Here is a 14,961-nt window from a genome sequence, read left to right as displayed (position 1 = left end):
CACAAGGCGCACGGACAAGTCTCGCGTCACGGGCGAGCGCCTGAACGTGCCGATCTCGCTGCAACTTGGGGAAGCGTTCAGGGCGAAGGACGATTCGGCCGGCGCCAAAAACCAGCGGCGGTCTTGGTCACGGCCGCGTCAACATGACGAGGTCCGGCCTTGTGCCACTGCGCGCCTCCGCCGGCGGCGAAGCACCCAGCGACACCGTCCGCAAGTGTCTGGGAGCAGAAGTCTTCGCATCCATGCTCTGCTCCATGTAAAGCTGCCCCGCAACCAGCGTCATGGCTGTGCAGGCCAGTACAAACATTGCCAGAGCCAGTTGGTGCGCTTCATTCATCTCAGTTTGCCCGACGCAGCTCGAGATAATGAAAATTGCCGATGCGAGAGGATTTCGTCTCCGGTCGTGACCAAGCGGCGCCTTGTGCCGCTCTTGTACTTCCGAACGAGGCGAGGCAACCTTGATGTTGCTCAACCTTTGGCTGAAGATCTTCATCCGTAAAACTACTTAGGGGACCCGCCCTAAGATACGGCGCGAGCTAGCGAGGCCGGCAGCTCCGCTCGACAATGGGCTGATCGACGAGTTCGGAGAGCCCGATGAATCATTCGATCTATAGCGCCGACCGCGCCACCCATTCGAAGATCGTCATCGTCGCATTGCTGCTTGCAGCGGTTGTCGCCAGTGTTGCCGTTTCTTTCCACGCCGACACGAGAACCGCGGCGGTCGAGCGGGCAGCCGTATTCAAGCCTGGAAAGCCAGTAGTCCTGGGCGGCTCGGCCGCCGTGGCCGTCCGCTGATCCGGAGGATTTGCAATGCGCAAGAGCAGAACCGAGACCGGGGCTGTCGCCGAGTCGTTCGACCCGGCGTTGTGGTCAGTCGCAGCCGTCCTCAGCGGGGCAGTGGTCTATCTCGCCTGCCTGATCTAACGGGCGGAGAGGTTCCGAAGTCGGCACGCTCCTGCGAGCAAGCGCAGAATGCGCGTTGATGCTGTCACTGCTGTTTGCTCTGGCGCAACCGACACGACCAGGATTTGCAATAGCGTCTTCGAGCCTGGCGGCTTCTCTCTGAAACCCCAACGCAGTTGCCATGGTGACGAGGCTCGGTATTCCGGGCCTCGTTCCATTTCGGCCGACGCGCGCTCGCGCACAAAACGGCGATTGGCACCGGCAGCTCAGTGCGCTGTCTCGAAAATGCGATCCAGCGCCGCGTCATAGGTCGCCTGAACCAGTCCGGGATGGAGCCGTCCGAGCGCCTCCATCATCACCCCGGAATTGATCTCGAGCACGCGCCAGATACCATCGACCCGGACCACGTCGATCGAGGCGAAGGTGATGCCGATGAAGTTTGCGGCGTCGATGGCGAGCTTCGCACAGTCCGCCCGAACCTCGCCCTCATCGAGGAGGATCGGCTTTGCGCCGGCGTCGAGATTGTGCTGCCAGGTCAGGAGGCGCCGTTCCCCCTTGGGAACGATGGCGTTCAGCTCGTGGGCCGCGAGTTCGTGGAGACGTCTGTCCTGTCCCGCCGCGCTCGCCAGCTCACGTAACGTCTGCATGCCGTCGCCGACGACCGACGGCCGCTCCTTTCGGTAGACGATCATCGGCTTGCCATCGAGCACGATCACGCGGACTTCATCCTCGATCTCGACATAGGGGGCGATCACCAGCCCAAGGCCGGACGAGAAGATCTCGGTGACGGCGCGGTCGAGATCGTCGCTTTTCGTCGCCCTGAAAACGGCGCGTCCGGACGTGCCCTCGTTCGGCTTCACCACCACGCCTTGCGGATTCTGGGCGAGCAGCGCCAGCATGCCGTGGCGCCAATCGGCACCGGCGACGTGCACGCCCATGCTCGGGTTGAGGAAGAGGTGATGGGGAACGCACGGCACGCCGGCCATCTGCAGCGCCTCGGCGGTGGCCGATTTGTCGTTGGCGAGGCGGTGGGCGATGGCGCTGTTGAGGCCGATGTCGTAGCCGAAGGCGAAGCGGCACCTCGCACCTTTGCGCATCGCGATCAGCCAGCCACTGGCGCGGACATCGACTGCGATGTCGTGCTCCGCGCAATAGCGCCTGATCGCCTGGACGAAGATTCGCTCGCCGCCTGCCATGGTCTTTCGTCGTTTCCTGTCGCCAAAAGCCGCAAAAATGCGGGAATCGGCGCCAATGGGGATGAAAATCAGAGCTATTCTTAATGAAATTCTCGCGAGCACGACGGAAATTAAGTGCTGCAATCGAGCCCTGCAGGGAAAAGAAATTGCCCTCCTCATGCGCCCGGCAGCAGATTCGTCAATGATGTGACCAGTTCTGCCGCAAATGCCGATTTGACCGGCATCAATTGCATCCGGAACGAGGTTGATTATTGGTCTCAATGGCGTAGATCACACACGCGAAATCCTCCGCCATGGCAATGGTGTCCGCCCCGTTTTCAGGGCCGGGCAGCGCTTTTGCCCTAAAACCGCAGTTATTCGGAATATCGAAAATCATGAGCGCGTTTTACCGAGAGAAGGTTCTTTCCGTTCACCACTGGACCGACACCCTGTTCAGCTTCCGCGCCACCCGCGATACCGGCTTCCGCTTCCAGAACGGCCAGTTCGCCATGATCGGCCTCGAGGTCGACGGCCGTCCGCTGCTGCGCGCCTACAGCATGGCAAGCGCCAATCACGAGGAACAGCTCGAGTTCTTCTCGATCAAGGTTCAGGACGGCCCGCTCACCTCGCGCCTCCAGAAGATCAAGGAAGGCGACACCATCCTGGTCGGCCGCAAGGCGACCGGCACGCTGATCACCGACAACCTGCTTCCCGGCAAGCGGCTGATGCTGCTCTCGACCGGCACGGGCCTTGCGCCCTTCGCGAGCCTGATCAAGGATCCCGAGGTCTACGACCAGTTCGAGTCGATCGTCCTGGTGCATGGCTGCCGCCAGGTCTCCGAGCTCGCCTATGGCGAAAAGCTCGTCGCGACCTTGCGCGAGGATGAGCTGTTCGGCGAGCTGCTCGCGGACAAGCTCGTCTATTATCCGACCGTGACCCGTGAGCCGTTCAAGAACCGCGGCCGCATCACCGACCTCATCAGCTCCGAGCAGATCTTCAACGACATCGGCCAGGGCCCGCTCGATATCGAAACCGACCGCATCATGATGTGCGGCAGCCCGGCGATGCTCGAAGAGCTGAAGGCGATGTTCGAGAGCCGCAACTTCGTCGAGGGAAGCGGCAACAAGCCCGGCCATTTCGTGATCGAGAAGGCCTTCGTCGAGCGCTGAGTCCTGTTGAATGGGAGGCGCGATTTCGTGCCCCATTCAACTCGTCGTCCCGGTGTCTGCGCTTACGCTTGCCCGGGACGACAGCTGAACTCTGGGGAAGCGCGTCTGCGCGCCATGGGCAGCGGGTTGAGGCCCGCTGGCCCCGGCACCACCTATCCCCACCCCCTTCCGCTGCAGTGCAGCAACCCATCCTCTCGGCGGATTGATCTGCGCCGGCCGAATTCGCTAGCCTGAAACAAGGGCGGCGTCATATCCGTATGACATGCGCAGGCGTATCGTACCGCCTGCTGGCGAGAGGATCGGAATCGTGGCCGACGATGACAAGACACATGAATCCCCCAAACGCCTGCCGCTGGCGGAAGAGGGGATCATGGAAACCCTGCTGCTGCCGTTCTCGCCGCGCTTCATCGTGCTGACGATCTGCGCGGTGGTCACCGCGCTCCTGATCGGCATCGGCCTCGCGGATCGCAAGATCTTCGACATCATGCTGGTCCCGATCCTGATCTTCGCCGCGCTGACGCTGCTCGGTGTCCGCGATCTCCTGCAGAAGAGCCACGCGGTGCTGCGCAACTACCCGATCTCCGCGCATATCCGCTTCCTGCTGGAAGAGATTCGGCCCGAGATGCGGCAGTATTTCTTCGAGAGCGAGAAGGACGGCATGCCGTTCTCGCGCGACACCCGTGCGGTGGTCTATCAGCGCGCCAAGATGGAGCTCGACAAGCGTCCCTTCGGCACCCAGGAGGACGTCTACCGCGACGGCTACGAGTGGATGCATCACTCGGTCGCGCCGAAGACGCATGCCGCGGAGAAATTTCGCATCACCATCGGCGGCCCCGATTGCACCAAGCCCTATTCGGCCTCGGTGTTCAACATTTCGGCGATGAGCTTTGGCGCGCTCAGCCCGAACGCGGTGCGGGCGCTGAATGCCGGCGCCAGGAAGGGCGGCTTCGCGCACGATACCGGCGAGGGCGGCGTCAGCCCCTATCACCGCGAGATGGGCGGAGACATCATCTGGGAGATCGGCTCCGGCTATTTCGGCTGTCGTCGTCTCGACGGCGCCTTCGATCCCGAAGCGTTCGCGCGCGTCGCCAGCGAAGACCAGATCAAGATGGTCGAGCTCAAGATCAGCCAGGGCGCCAAGCCCGGCCATGGCGGCGTGCTGCCGGCGGCAAAAGTCTCGGAAGAAATTTCGAAGATCCGCGGCGTCGCCATGGGCGAGGACTGCATCTCGCCGGCGTCGCACCGGGTCTTCTCCACACCCGTGGGCATGATGCAGTTCATCGCCGAGATGCGCCGCCTCTCAGGCGGCAAGCCGGCCGGCTTCAAGCTGTGCATCGGCCATCCCTGGGAGTTTCTGGCGATCTGCAAGGCGATGATCGAGACCGGCATCTATCCCGATTTCATCGTCGTCGACGGCAATGAAGGGGGCACCGGCGCCGCACCGCTGGAGTTCATGGATCATCTGGGCATGCCGATGCGCGAGGGCGTCAACTTCGTCCACAATGCGCTGATCGGCATCAACGCGCGCGATCGCATCAAGATCGGCGCCTCCGGCAAGATCGCTACCGCCTTCGACATGGCGCGCGCGATGGCGATCGGCGCCGACTGGTGTAATTCGGCGCGCGGCTTCATGTTCTCGCTCGGCTGCATCCAGTCGCTGAGCTGCCACACCGACCGCTGCCCGACCGGGGTCGCGACGCAGGACCCGACGCGTGCGCGTGCGCTCTACGTGCCGCTCAAGATTGATCGCGTACACAATTACCATCATGCGACGCTGCACTCGCTGACGGAGCTCGTTGCCGCCGCCGGCCTCGAACATCCTCAGCAGCTGCGCCCGATTCACTTCAGCCAGCGGACGTCGACGACCCAGGTGCAATCCTTCGCGCAGCTCTATCCGGCACTGCGCCCGGGCGAGCTGCTGGAAGGTACGGAAGACCCGCGCTTCCGCGACGCCTGGCGCATGGCGCGCGCCGAGACGTTCCAGCCCGCGCCGTAGGATTCCGGTCGCAGAAATTCATCGCGCTTCAGGTTGTTGTTTGAGCATGATCTTTTCGGAAAACCGCTGCGCACTTTTCCGGATCATGCTCTGGCGCTTAACGTTTGGTTCAGCTTTGGGTGTAAATTCCGCCCATGGACGAGCGACGCAGCAAATCGAGGCACCGCGTGCTGAAGGCCGGAACCATCGAGTTCGGGGGCGGCGCGATCGACTGCACCGTTCGCAATCTCTCCGATACCGGCGCCGCACTCGACGTCACCAGCCCCGTCGGCATCCCCCAGCATTTCACTCTGTTCGTGCAGGCCGACGGAACGCATCTGTCCTGCTCGGTGGTCTGGCGCAAGGAAAAGCGGATCGGTGTGAAGTTCGGGTGAGGGCTTTGCGTTGTCCGGGACGACGGCGGAGACTTTAGCTCACGCCGCAGCCTGCTCGCTCCGCCGGGTTGCCAGGATCTTGTCGATCCTCCGTCCGTCGAGATCGACAACCTCGATGTGCCAGCCGCGGAAATCGAAGGCATCGCCGGCGCTGGGGAGCGCGTTGAACTGTTGCAGCACCAGGCCCGCCACCGTGTTGTAGCGGTGCGGCGGCAATTCGACGCCGAGCAGCTCGCCGAATTCGTCGACCGGCATCCAGCCGGAGATCAGGAGCGAGTCGTCGGCGCGCCTGACATAGGCCGGCTCCGGCGGCCCCGCCTCGGAATGGAAGGCGCCGACGATCGACTCGAGGATGTCGGTGGCGGTCACCATGCCTTCGAAGGCGCCGTATTCGTCGTAGACGAAACCGACGTGAACCGGAGCAGCTTTCAGGATGGTCAGCACGTCGCGCGCATCGGCCGATACCGGGATGCCGGGAGCCTCGCGCACGAGCGCGCGCAGGTCCGGCGTACGTTCGTTCATATAGGCAACCAGCAGGTCCTTGGCCTGGAGCACGCCGATCGGCTTGTCGCGATCACCGTCGGAGACGGGAAAGCGCGAATGCGGGCTCTTGGCGATGATCTCCTGGATGGCGGCCGGATCGTCGCTCAGGTCGATCTCGTCGACCTCCGTGCGCGGCGTCATGACGGCGCCGACAGGCCGATCGCCGAGCCGCATCACGCCAGCGATCATCTCCCTCTCGCCGGGCTCGAGCACGCCCGCGCTCTCGGCCTCGCTGACGAGGTGATGGATCTCGTCCTCCGACACCTTCTCCTCGGCCTTGCCGCCGCGGCCGAGCAGCGTGAGGATCAGCTTGCCGGAGACGTCGAGCAGGAAAACGAGCGGCAGCGATATCTTCGCCAGCACATGCATCGCGGGCGCGACCCGGACTGCGATGCTTTCGGGATCGCGCAGCGCCACCTGTTTCGGTACGAGCTCGCCGACGATGAGGGTGGCGTAGGTGATGAGCGTGACCACGATGCCGACCCCGACGATATCGGCAATGCCCTTGGAGAGGCCGAGCTCGAGCAGCCATTGCGTCAGCCGCTGCCCGAGCGTCGCGCCCGAGAACGCGCCTGAGAGCACGCCGACCAGCGTGATGCCGATCTGCACCGTCGACAGGAACTTGCCGGGATCAGCGGCCAGTGTCAGCGCCCGTTCGGCGCCGCGTACGCCCTTGGCCGCGAGCAGCGACAGCCGCGCCGGACGCGACGAGACCACGGCCAGCTCGGACATGGAGAGCAGGCCGTTGATGACGATCAGGACGACGACGATGACGAGTTCGAGCGAGAGCATTGACCTTCCGGAGGTAAGCATGTGTGGCCGGATGACGGCGCAAGCCATTGATATAGGTATTCCGTGAGGAGATGCTGGCGATTCCGCGGATTCAGGCTCGGGAGGGAACTGGCGTCCGACAGTGTTCCCGGGGCGTCCGCGATGACCTGACACTCCGCGGAACTACGGATCGTTGCTTAACGCCCCCTTAGTGGCCGCCCGCTAGGTTTTCGACATTGCAGAAATGAATTCGGGGGAATCAGGATGCGGATCGGGAAGCTTTTCGCGCTGTCGATGCTGACGGTGACGGTATTTGCGGTCATCCTTGGCGCCGAGGTGCTGATACCCCAGACGCGCATCTTCGCGAACCGCTCCGACGCGATCAAGACCGTCGATGCCTTTGGTGCGACCCTGTTGGCCAGCCAGCACGTCGCCAGCCTTCGCGCTCCTTACATCGGACCGATCTTCCAGGAAGGCGCCGCGACGCAGGCGCAGCTCGAAGCTGCCGCGAAGGCTGCGAAAACGGCCGAGGCGGGCTTCGAGGCTGCAAGGCGCGCCGTCACGATGCTGGACGACGGCGGCGCGATTGCCGAGAATCTCGACCGTGCTACGCGGCGGCTGAAGGAGATCACAACCGCGGCCGATCGCGCGATGAGCGTCCCCCTGGCGTCGCGCGACAGCGCCGCGACGAAGGGCTTCCTGCCCGGCGTTGCCGAGGTCCTCGGCAACATCGAACCGGTCATGAACCGGCTCGAAGCGAAGGTCGTCAATGCCGATTCCTCGCTTGCGGCGCTCTTGAGCCTGGCGCGAACGGCGCAGGATCTGCGGGTTTCGGCCGGCAGCCGCGCGGCCACGCTGTCCCCGGCGCTCTCCGCACGCCGCCCGCTCACCGCGGCCGAATTGTCGCTGATGGACCGCATGCAGGGGCGCGTGGAGGCCGACCGCGAGCGCATCGAGGCCGGGATCGACCAGCTCGGAAATCCCTCCCGCATCGCTGCCGCGCTGAAGGCGGCAACGGAATCCTATTTTGGACAGGCAGCCGTTGCCGTGGACAAGGAGCTTCCTGCAGCCCGGAGCGACGGCAAGTACGGCGCCACCGCCGACGAGCTGGCGAAGGTCATCGTGCCGGCCATCCAGATGTTCTACGGCGTGCGCGACGCCGCGCTGGCGGAAGCAGCCGAGCGCGCCTCGGCCGCGCGCGACGGCGCGCTGGCAATGCTCGCGCTGGCCGCTGTCGCCGTGTTGGCGTTGCTCGGAACGCTCGGCGGCGTGACCGTGATGCTGCGCAGGCGCGTGGTGACGCCGCTCGGCCGGATCGCCGACGTGATCGGCGCGCTTGCCGCCGGACAGCATGAGGTCGAGATCCCGGCGACGGGCCGCAACGACGAGATCGGCCAGGTCGCGGGCTCGCTCCAGCACTTCAAGGACTCGCTGCTCGCCAAGAAGGCCGCCGACGAGGCTGCCGCGGTCGAAGCGGAAGCGAAGCTCAAGCGCAGCCAGCGCGTGGATCAGATCGCGCGCGAGTTCGAAGCCATGATCGGCGACGTGATCAACACCGTCTCGTCGGCCTCCTCGGAGCTGGAAGTATCCGCGGGGACGCTGACGAGCACCGCCGCGCAATCGGAAAATGTCACCGCGACCGTTGCGGCCGCCTCCGAACAGGCTTCCACGAACGTGCAGACCGTTGCCGCGGCGGCGGAGGAGATGGCCTCGTCGGTCGACGAGATCAGCCGTCAGGTCCAGGATTCCGCGCGCATCGCCGGCGAGGCGGTGCAGCAGGCCGGGCGCACCAACGACCATGTCGGCGAGCTCGCCAGGGCCGCGGGCCGGATCGGCGACGTCGTCGAGCTTATCAGCCAGATCGCGGGCCAGACCAATCTTCTCGCCCTCAACGCCACCATCGAGGCCGCGCGCGCCGGCGAGGCCGGGCGCGGCTTTGCCGTCGTCGCCTCCGAGGTCAAGGCGCTGGCCGAGCAGACCGCCAAGGCCACCGGCGAGATCAGTCAGCAGATCGCGGGGATCCAGAGCGCAACGGAGGATTCGGTCGGCGCCATCAAGGCGATCGGCGACACCATCACGCGCATGTCCGAGATCGCGTCCGCAATCGCCTCGGCGGTCGAGGAGCAGGGTGCGGCGACGCGGGAGATCTCCCGCAACGTGCAGCAGGCCGCGCGCGGCACCCAGCAGGTCTCCGCCAGCATCGTCGACGTGCAGCGCGGCGCGAGCCAGACCGGATCGGCTTCCTCCAATGTGCTCGCGTCGGCCAGATCGCTGTCCGGCGAGAGCAGCCGTCTCAAGGTCGAGGTCGGAAAATTCCTGGACGCGATCCGGGCCGCGTAGAAATGTCGTTGTGGGAGGAAGCGACTTCACCTAGGTTTGCAGCCCGGGGATGTCGCAGCCTCCCCGTGAAGTGGTGATCCCACGCAAGTGCTGCTCGCTGATCTATGGAGCGAGCAATGGACGGGATCGCAATCGAGCTTCCGCTTTTCCTGTTGGCCACCTTCGCCGGCGCGTTCGTCGCCGGCCTCTCCGGCTTCGCCTTTGGCCTGGTCGCGTCTTCGCTGTGGCTTTACGTGCTGACGCCGCTTCAGAGTGCCAGCCTGATCGTCGGCTTCGGCCTCCTGGTGCAGAGCTATTCGGTCTGGAAGCTTCGCGCGGCGCTCGACTGGCGGCGGCTGTGGCCCCTCATCGCCGGCGCCGTCGTCGGCGTGCCGGCCGGAGTGTCACTTCTGACCTGGGCTGATCCGAAGAGTGTCCGCATCGCGGTTGGAGCCATCTTGATTGCCTACAGCCTGTACGCATTCTTCCGGCCGCAGCTCAAGCTGGCCAGTGAAGTATCGCCGGCCGCAGACATCACGATCGGTTTCGCCAACGGACTGCTCGGCGGCCTCACAGGCCTTGCCGGCATCATTGTCACCATCTGGTGCAATCTGCGGGACCTGCCCAAGGCAGCGCAGCGTGCCACGTTCCAGCCGGTCGCAGTCGCAGTCTTCGCGATGGCGGCACTCTGGCTCGGTGTCAAAGGATCGCTCTCACTCGATACGGCAAAATTGCTCGCGCTCGGCCTGCCGTTCCTGTTCGCCGGGACGTGGCTCGGGCTGCAACTGTTCGGCCGGATCGACGAGGCCGCGTTCCGGAAGATCGTGCTGGCGCTGCTGTTCGTCTCGGGCGTCGCGTTGTTGTTCTGAGCCGCGGCTCAGAATTCCCCGTGCAGCCGCCCCGAAAACACCGACACCGGTCCGCGATCGGCGTTGTAGGCGGGGTTGACGATGAGCTGGTAGTCGGCGGTGAAGGTCAGCGCCTTGTTCAGCGCGTAGGCGTAATAGGTCTCCAGCACGCGTTCGCGGCGATAGTTGAGCCGGCCATCGCCGATCAGCGGGCCGAGACCGCCGGCGGCGATGAAATCGCGATGATCCTGCGACAGGGCGTTGACGGCGCCGGCAATGGCGACGACGTCGTCCGGCCGGCCCCAATTCGTTCCCTTGACCGAAACGCCACCCGACAGGCTGCGATCGATGTCGGTGAAGGCCATGATCTCGTTGCGGCCGTCGTTCCAGCTCCAGCGGCCGAACACGCCGATGTCGCCGGTGATGGCCTGTTCGAGGTTGAGCGCATAGCCGTATTTGAGGCGGCCGCGGCGGGTCTGGCTGATGTCCACGCCGAACGCGGGATTGTCCAGCGTCTCGCGATAGCTGCCGGAGAAAGCGCTGTTGACGAAGCCGAGCGTGCGCAGCTTGCCGGGCTGGCCGAACAGCGAATAGCGCAACTCGAGCTCCGCGACGTACTCGCCGCGACGGCCGATATTCATGTCGAAATTGTTGGAATTGGAGACGGCATCCATCAGGAAGTAGCCGCCGCGCAACGCCCATTGCTTCTGGTTCAGTTCGGCGGTGGCGCCATAGCCGAGGCCGAGCTTGTCGGCGGCATAGTCGAAGGCGCCTGACGCCCAGATCGACCAGTTCATGAAATCCTTGCGTGGATCGTGCGCGTAGGCATTGCCGTCGAACACGTCGACCACCGAGAACTTGCCGACCTGCAAGGTCAGGCGCGAGACGTCGACCTTGCCGGCGAGTTGAAGCTGGCCGCTGGCCAGCTCCTCCTGTTCGCCGCCGAAACCGAAGGTGTGACGCACGAACAATCGCGAGGCGTTGAAGTGCGGATAGGGAAAGCCGGACTTCTGCGCTTCGCCGTTGGGGAAGCCCGCGGCACCCGTTGTGTTGTTGAAGCCGAAACCCTGGAGCAGCTCGGGATTGAAGTAGACCTCGCCGCCGTCCCACAGCCGCGCATTCAGATAGAGCGAATTGCTCCAGGTCTGTTGAAAATCCGGCGACGGGAGCAGGCTGTTCGGTCCGGTATAGGGCGCGTGGAACGCGGGGTAGCCCTGCCCGAGCACGGTCGACTGGCCGTGAATCTCCCAGCGGCTGGACTCGGTGTCGGTGACGTCGGATTTCGGGTCGTAGGTCGGCACGCCCGGCCAGTCGATCTTGCGATTGAGGCCGACGCGCAGGCTGTGAAAATCCATCGACGACGAATATTGCCCGCCGGAGGGAAAGGTGACGTTGGTGCTCTCGAACTTGCTGTAGAGATATTCGACCCGCGCGCTCCAGTGCGGCGCGAAAGCGTATTCGGCGCCGCCGCCGGCAGTCCAGCCGAAGCGCGTGTGCAACACTTTTTCTTCGTTCCCGCCGGTCGGCGTCGAGAGAAAGCGCTCGCCGGCGAAGGCAGCGCCGCCGGTCGCGTAAAACAGCCAGTTGCCGCTGGCATAGCCGAGCCGCGCGCGCAGGCTCGCGACATAGTCCCAGCGCTCCTCCGCGCTCGACAGCGCGGTCGCCGCCGATGACACGACGTGATTGGAGGGGAGGTAGTTCGGGAAGGAGATATCGCCTTCGACGCCGAGCAGGAAACCCGAGTTGAGGCGCCAATTGTAGCCGGCCTGGACGCCTCCGGTCATGCCGTTGAACACGTGATTGTCGGTCGCGACGGTGGGATCGGCCAGCGTTGCCGCGGATGTGCCGCGGGTGAAGCCGGCATGCGCGCCGATATAGAGGCCGGTCCAGTCATAGACGGCTTTCAGGGCGGGTGCCTTCAGCGGCAGATCGGCCGCGCGGCTGGCGGCGGGAAGAGCCATCACGCCCGAGGCAATCGCCGCAGCCGTCCGCAAGTACCTGTAACGGTGACCTCTCAACGTCAAAACGCACGCCCCCAAAACGCGAATGTATTCCACCTGCCGCGATTATCCCTGCCGATTCGCGGCGCCCTGTCATCAGGCCTCGGTCGTCCACGCGATCCGGCGCGACTTAGGCCCAAGTGCCAGTGCTAGCGTTATTGCAATTAATTCGCAATTGCAACTGAAGTGATTTATTGCAGGTGAATGCTTCGCACTGCTTTGTGACGGAGATGCAACGATGCCCTGGGCTCGAAACGAATGACCCCGCCCGGGGGGACAGCCGGGCGGGGTCGGGGGCACGACACGGGGTGGATGAGGCGCCCGTGTCGGACACGGAATCCACGAGAGATCGGCCTCAGATACCCAGATCAGTAGCAGGTACGAACGCGGCCGACGTACTGGCCGAAGGCGTTGTACTGGGCGACCCAGCCGCAGCGGTGATAGCCGTGGTAATAGGGGTCGTTGCTGGCGGCGATCGCGGAGCCGACGACAGCGGCGGTGGCGATGCCGGCGCCGACACCCCAGACCCAGCCGGGCTGCTTGGCTTCGGCAGAAGAGGTGGTGGACACGATGCTGCCGGTGACGGCGAGGGCCGCGAGAGCTGCGGCGGCAATCTTGGTCTTGATCGACATGTGAAACTCCATCCGGCCTGAGGCGGTCCGTTGTGGCCCGCATGCCCAGTTGGACGGAGGCTCGTCGCATCCGGTTCGAAAACTGCAAACGTGGCTGCGAAGACTCGACCTTTCGCGAATGAATCCAGAAGGATGCCGGCTAGCCGAGGGGGCCCTTGGCGAGCCTGTTCACGTCGAAGTTATCGACTTCGCTCAGCAGCTCGCAGAAGGCGCGCGCACCCTGGTCGATCAGCTGCTCGCCCTTCTCGGCCACGGCCAGCGTCGCATTGCCGACCGCGCCGCTCGGGTTGAGATCCTGCGTCTGCCAGGCGAACGGCGCGGGCCGCTGCGTCGAGAGCCAGCGATACTGCTTCTCCATCGCGACGCTGCTCGCAGGGAAATCCGCGATCGCATCCATGCGCACCTGATCGGGATAGCGCGCCAGCATGATCGAGGTCTCGACCGCGCCGCCGTGAATGCCGTGACGCACTTCCTCGGCCGGGAACAATCTGTCCGCGCCCGACAGCCGCGACCATGACGTCGTCACCACGAACAATTTTTGGTGTGCGCGCAGGTCTTGCGCCACCAGCATCATGGCCGCGCTGTTGCCGCCATGGCTGGTGACGATGACGAGCTTCTTCACGCCGCGGCGTGCAACGTCCTCGCCGATCCCCGTCCATTTCTTCAGAGCAATTTCGGTCGGCAGCGTCTGCGTGCCCGGATAGTCGATATGCTCGGTGGAAATCCCGACCGGTTCAACCGGGAGAAATCCGGCGGGAATGCTCTCAGGCAGCAGCTCGCGCACGCGCGCGAGATAGGCCTCCGCGATCAGCACGTCGGTCGTGAGCGGCAGATGCGGACCGTGCTGCTCGGTCGCCGCCAGCGGCAGCACCGCGATCCAGCGCGACACCTCCGCAGGGCCGGCATCGGCCCAGTCGATATCGATCCAGTCGCGGGGGGGCGTCTTCAAGGTTTCTTTGCCTGAATTTGTCACGTAATTTGGGGTATGAGGGGATGCGGGCCTGGCCGGTTCGCGTCCCCTGATGTCATGCGGTTTTATCGCGTTGCCTTCACATCGGCCAGCCACGATCGACGGAGTGCCATCATGACCCCCTCTCATCAGCGGCGAGCGTTAATTGCGGGTTTGTTGGCCGCTATCGTGCCCTTTGTGCCGGCGCGCGCGGAAACGCTCGACAAGGTCACCTTCGGCACCAACTGGGTCGCCGAGGCCGAGCATGGCGGCTTCTTCCAGGCGGTCGCCGACGGCACGTACAGGAAATACGGGCTCGACGTCACCATCGTCCCCGGCGGTCCCAACGAGAACAACCGCATGCTGCTGATCGCCGGCAAGATCGATTTCTTCATGGCCGCGAACACGCTGATGTCGTTCGACGCCGTCGCCAACAACGTCCCGGTCGTGACCATCGCCGCGATCTTCCAGAAGGATCCGCAGGTGATGCTGACGCATCCCGACGCCAAGGTCGCGAAGATCGAGGATCTCAAGCCGCTGACGCTGTTCGTCTCCAAGGAGGGCATGACCAGCTATTTCCAGTGGCTGAAGTCCGAATATGGTTTCAGCGAGAAGAACGTCCGTCCCTATAATTTCAATCCGCAGCCCTTTATCGCCAATCCCAAGAGCGCGATGCAGGGCTACGTCACCTCCGAGCCCTTCGCGGTGGAGAAGGCCGCCGGCTTCAAGCCGAACGTGCTGCTGCTCGCCGATTACGGCTTCAACACCTATTCGACCCTGATCGAGACGCGCCGCGACATCGTCGAGAAGAAGCCCGATCTGGTCCAGCGCTTCGTCGATGCCTCCATGGTCGGGTGGTACAATTACATCTATCGCGACAATTCCGCCGGCAATGCCCTGATCAAGAAGCTCAATCCGGAGATGACCGACGATCTGCTCACCTATTCCGTCGCCAAGATGAAGGAGTACGGCATCGTCGATTCCGGCGACAGCTTGAAGAACGGCATCGGCGCGATGAGCGACGAGCGCTACGCCTCCTTCTTCAACAAGATGGTGAAGGCCGGCGTCGTGAAGGCGGATCTTGACTTCCGCAAGTCCTATACGCTGCGCTTCATCAACAAGGGCGTCGGCATCGAGCTGCGCCCGAACAAGCCCTAGCGCATGCTGCGATTCGGCGAAGGTGGCCCGGCGTCCTGCACCTCTCCCGAAGGGCGAGGTCGCATCGCATCGCCAGATGCGATGCGGGTGAGGGGCTGCGCTCCCTCTTGGGCCCTCATGCGGC

14 protein-coding genes are annotated in these 14,961 nt (G+C 64.3%); 7 read left to right on the top strand and 7 right to left on the bottom strand.

Annotation, left to right across the window (positions count from 1 at the left end; translation table 11 throughout):
• Positions 1-127 precede the first annotated feature (127 nt).
• The gene (locus ABIA42_RS30860) at positions 128-493 is read right to left on the bottom strand and encodes a hypothetical protein (protein WP_370124098.1); all 366 of its coding nucleotides are present in this window, start codon (positions 491-493) and stop codon (positions 128-130) included.
• A 101-nt stretch (positions 494-594) separates the two neighbouring features.
• Between ABIA42_RS30860 and ABIA42_RS30855 the strand changes: the two genes are divergently transcribed.
• Positions 595-795: a hypothetical protein gene (locus ABIA42_RS30855; protein ID WP_271531315.1), complete on the top strand. Its 201-nt coding sequence runs from the start codon at positions 595-597 to the stop codon at positions 793-795.
• A 374-nt stretch (positions 796-1,169) separates the two neighbouring features.
• On the opposite strand, the gene ABIA42_RS30850 is transcribed toward ABIA42_RS30855, so the two are convergent.
• Both ABIA42_RS30850 and ABIA42_RS30845 read right to left on the bottom strand, forming a co-directional pair.
• The gene (locus tag ABIA42_RS30850; RefSeq protein WP_370118067.1) at positions 1,170-2,099 is read right to left on the bottom strand and encodes a RimK family alpha-L-glutamate ligase; all 930 of its coding nucleotides are present in this window, start codon (positions 2,097-2,099) and stop codon (positions 1,170-1,172) included.
• Positions 2,100-2,322: 223 nt separating this feature from the next.
• Complete coding sequence (locus ABIA42_RS30845) at positions 2,323-2,475, bottom strand: hypothetical protein (RefSeq protein ID WP_210352196.1); 153 nt, start codon at positions 2,473-2,475, stop codon at positions 2,323-2,325.
• On the opposite strand from ABIA42_RS30845, the gene ABIA42_RS30840 reads away from it, so the two are divergent.
• The 3 genes from ABIA42_RS30840 (at position 2,474) to ABIA42_RS30830 (ending at position 5,617) form a co-directional block, all read left to right on the top strand.
• A complete protein-coding gene (locus ABIA42_RS30840) occupies positions 2,474-3,247 on the top strand; it encodes a ferredoxin--NADP reductase (RefSeq protein WP_271531317.1) in 774 nt (257 codons plus the stop codon). The two genes, ABIA42_RS30845 and ABIA42_RS30840, sit on opposite strands and share 2 nt — an antisense overlap.
• 307 nt (positions 3,248-3,554) lie before the next feature.
• Positions 3,555-5,243 carry an FMN-binding glutamate synthase family protein gene (locus ABIA42_RS30835; RefSeq protein WP_370118071.1) on the top strand — a complete coding sequence of 563 codons (1,689 nt, stop codon included), beginning with the start codon at positions 3,555-3,557 and terminating at the stop codon, positions 5,241-5,243.
• Between the two features lie 134 nt (positions 5,244-5,377).
• Positions 5,378-5,617 carry a PilZ domain-containing protein gene (locus tag ABIA42_RS30830; RefSeq protein ID WP_271531318.1) on the top strand — a complete coding sequence of 80 codons (240 nt, stop codon included), beginning with the start codon at positions 5,378-5,380 and terminating at the stop codon, positions 5,615-5,617.
• A gap of 39 nt (positions 5,618-5,656) precedes the next feature.
• Here ABIA42_RS30830 and ABIA42_RS30825 read toward each other — a convergent pair whose 3' ends face one another.
• Positions 5,657-6,952 carry a hemolysin family protein gene (locus tag ABIA42_RS30825; protein WP_370118074.1) on the bottom strand — a complete coding sequence of 432 codons (1,296 nt, stop codon included), beginning with the start codon at positions 6,950-6,952 and terminating at the stop codon, positions 5,657-5,659.
• Between the two features lie 243 nt (positions 6,953-7,195).
• On the opposite strand from ABIA42_RS30825, the gene ABIA42_RS30820 reads away from it, so the two are divergent.
• Positions 7,196-9,271 carry a methyl-accepting chemotaxis protein gene (locus ABIA42_RS30820; RefSeq protein WP_370118077.1) on the top strand — a complete coding sequence of 692 codons (2,076 nt, stop codon included), beginning with the start codon at positions 7,196-7,198 and terminating at the stop codon, positions 9,269-9,271.
• Positions 9,272-9,387: 116 nt separating this feature from the next.
• The gene (locus tag ABIA42_RS30815) at positions 9,388-10,119 is read left to right on the top strand and encodes a sulfite exporter TauE/SafE family protein (protein ID WP_370118080.1); all 732 of its coding nucleotides are present in this window, start codon (positions 9,388-9,390) and stop codon (positions 10,117-10,119) included.
• Positions 10,120-10,127: 8 nt separating this feature from the next.
• On the opposite strand, the gene ABIA42_RS30810 is transcribed toward ABIA42_RS30815, so the two are convergent.
• The 3 genes from ABIA42_RS30810 to ABIA42_RS30800 form a co-directional block, all read right to left on the bottom strand.
• Positions 10,128-12,059, bottom strand: a complete 1,932-nt coding sequence (locus ABIA42_RS30810; RefSeq protein WP_370118083.1) for a carbohydrate porin — start codon at positions 12,057-12,059, stop codon at positions 10,128-10,130.
• Between the two features lie 407 nt (positions 12,060-12,466).
• Positions 12,467-12,730 carry a hypothetical protein gene (locus ABIA42_RS30805; protein WP_319336435.1) on the bottom strand — a complete coding sequence of 88 codons (264 nt, stop codon included), beginning with the start codon at positions 12,728-12,730 and terminating at the stop codon, positions 12,467-12,469.
• Between the two features lie 139 nt (positions 12,731-12,869).
• Positions 12,870-13,679, bottom strand: coding sequence for a creatininase family protein (locus ABIA42_RS30800; protein ID WP_370118086.1), 810 nt, complete (start codon positions 13,677-13,679; stop codon positions 12,870-12,872).
• Positions 13,680-13,814: 135 nt separating this feature from the next.
• On the opposite strand from ABIA42_RS30800, the gene ABIA42_RS30795 reads away from it, so the two are divergent.
• Positions 13,815-14,837, top strand: coding sequence for an ABC transporter substrate-binding protein (locus ABIA42_RS30795; protein ID WP_370143705.1), 1,023 nt, complete (start codon positions 13,815-13,817; stop codon positions 14,835-14,837).
• Positions 14,838-14,961 lie beyond the last annotated feature (124 nt).

The organism is Bradyrhizobium sp. USDA 327, from assembly GCF_041262065.1.
Lineage (GTDB): Bacteria > Pseudomonadota > Alphaproteobacteria > Rhizobiales > Xanthobacteraceae > Bradyrhizobium > Bradyrhizobium liaoningense.
This window is presented reverse-complemented; position numbering and strand designations above follow the sequence as displayed.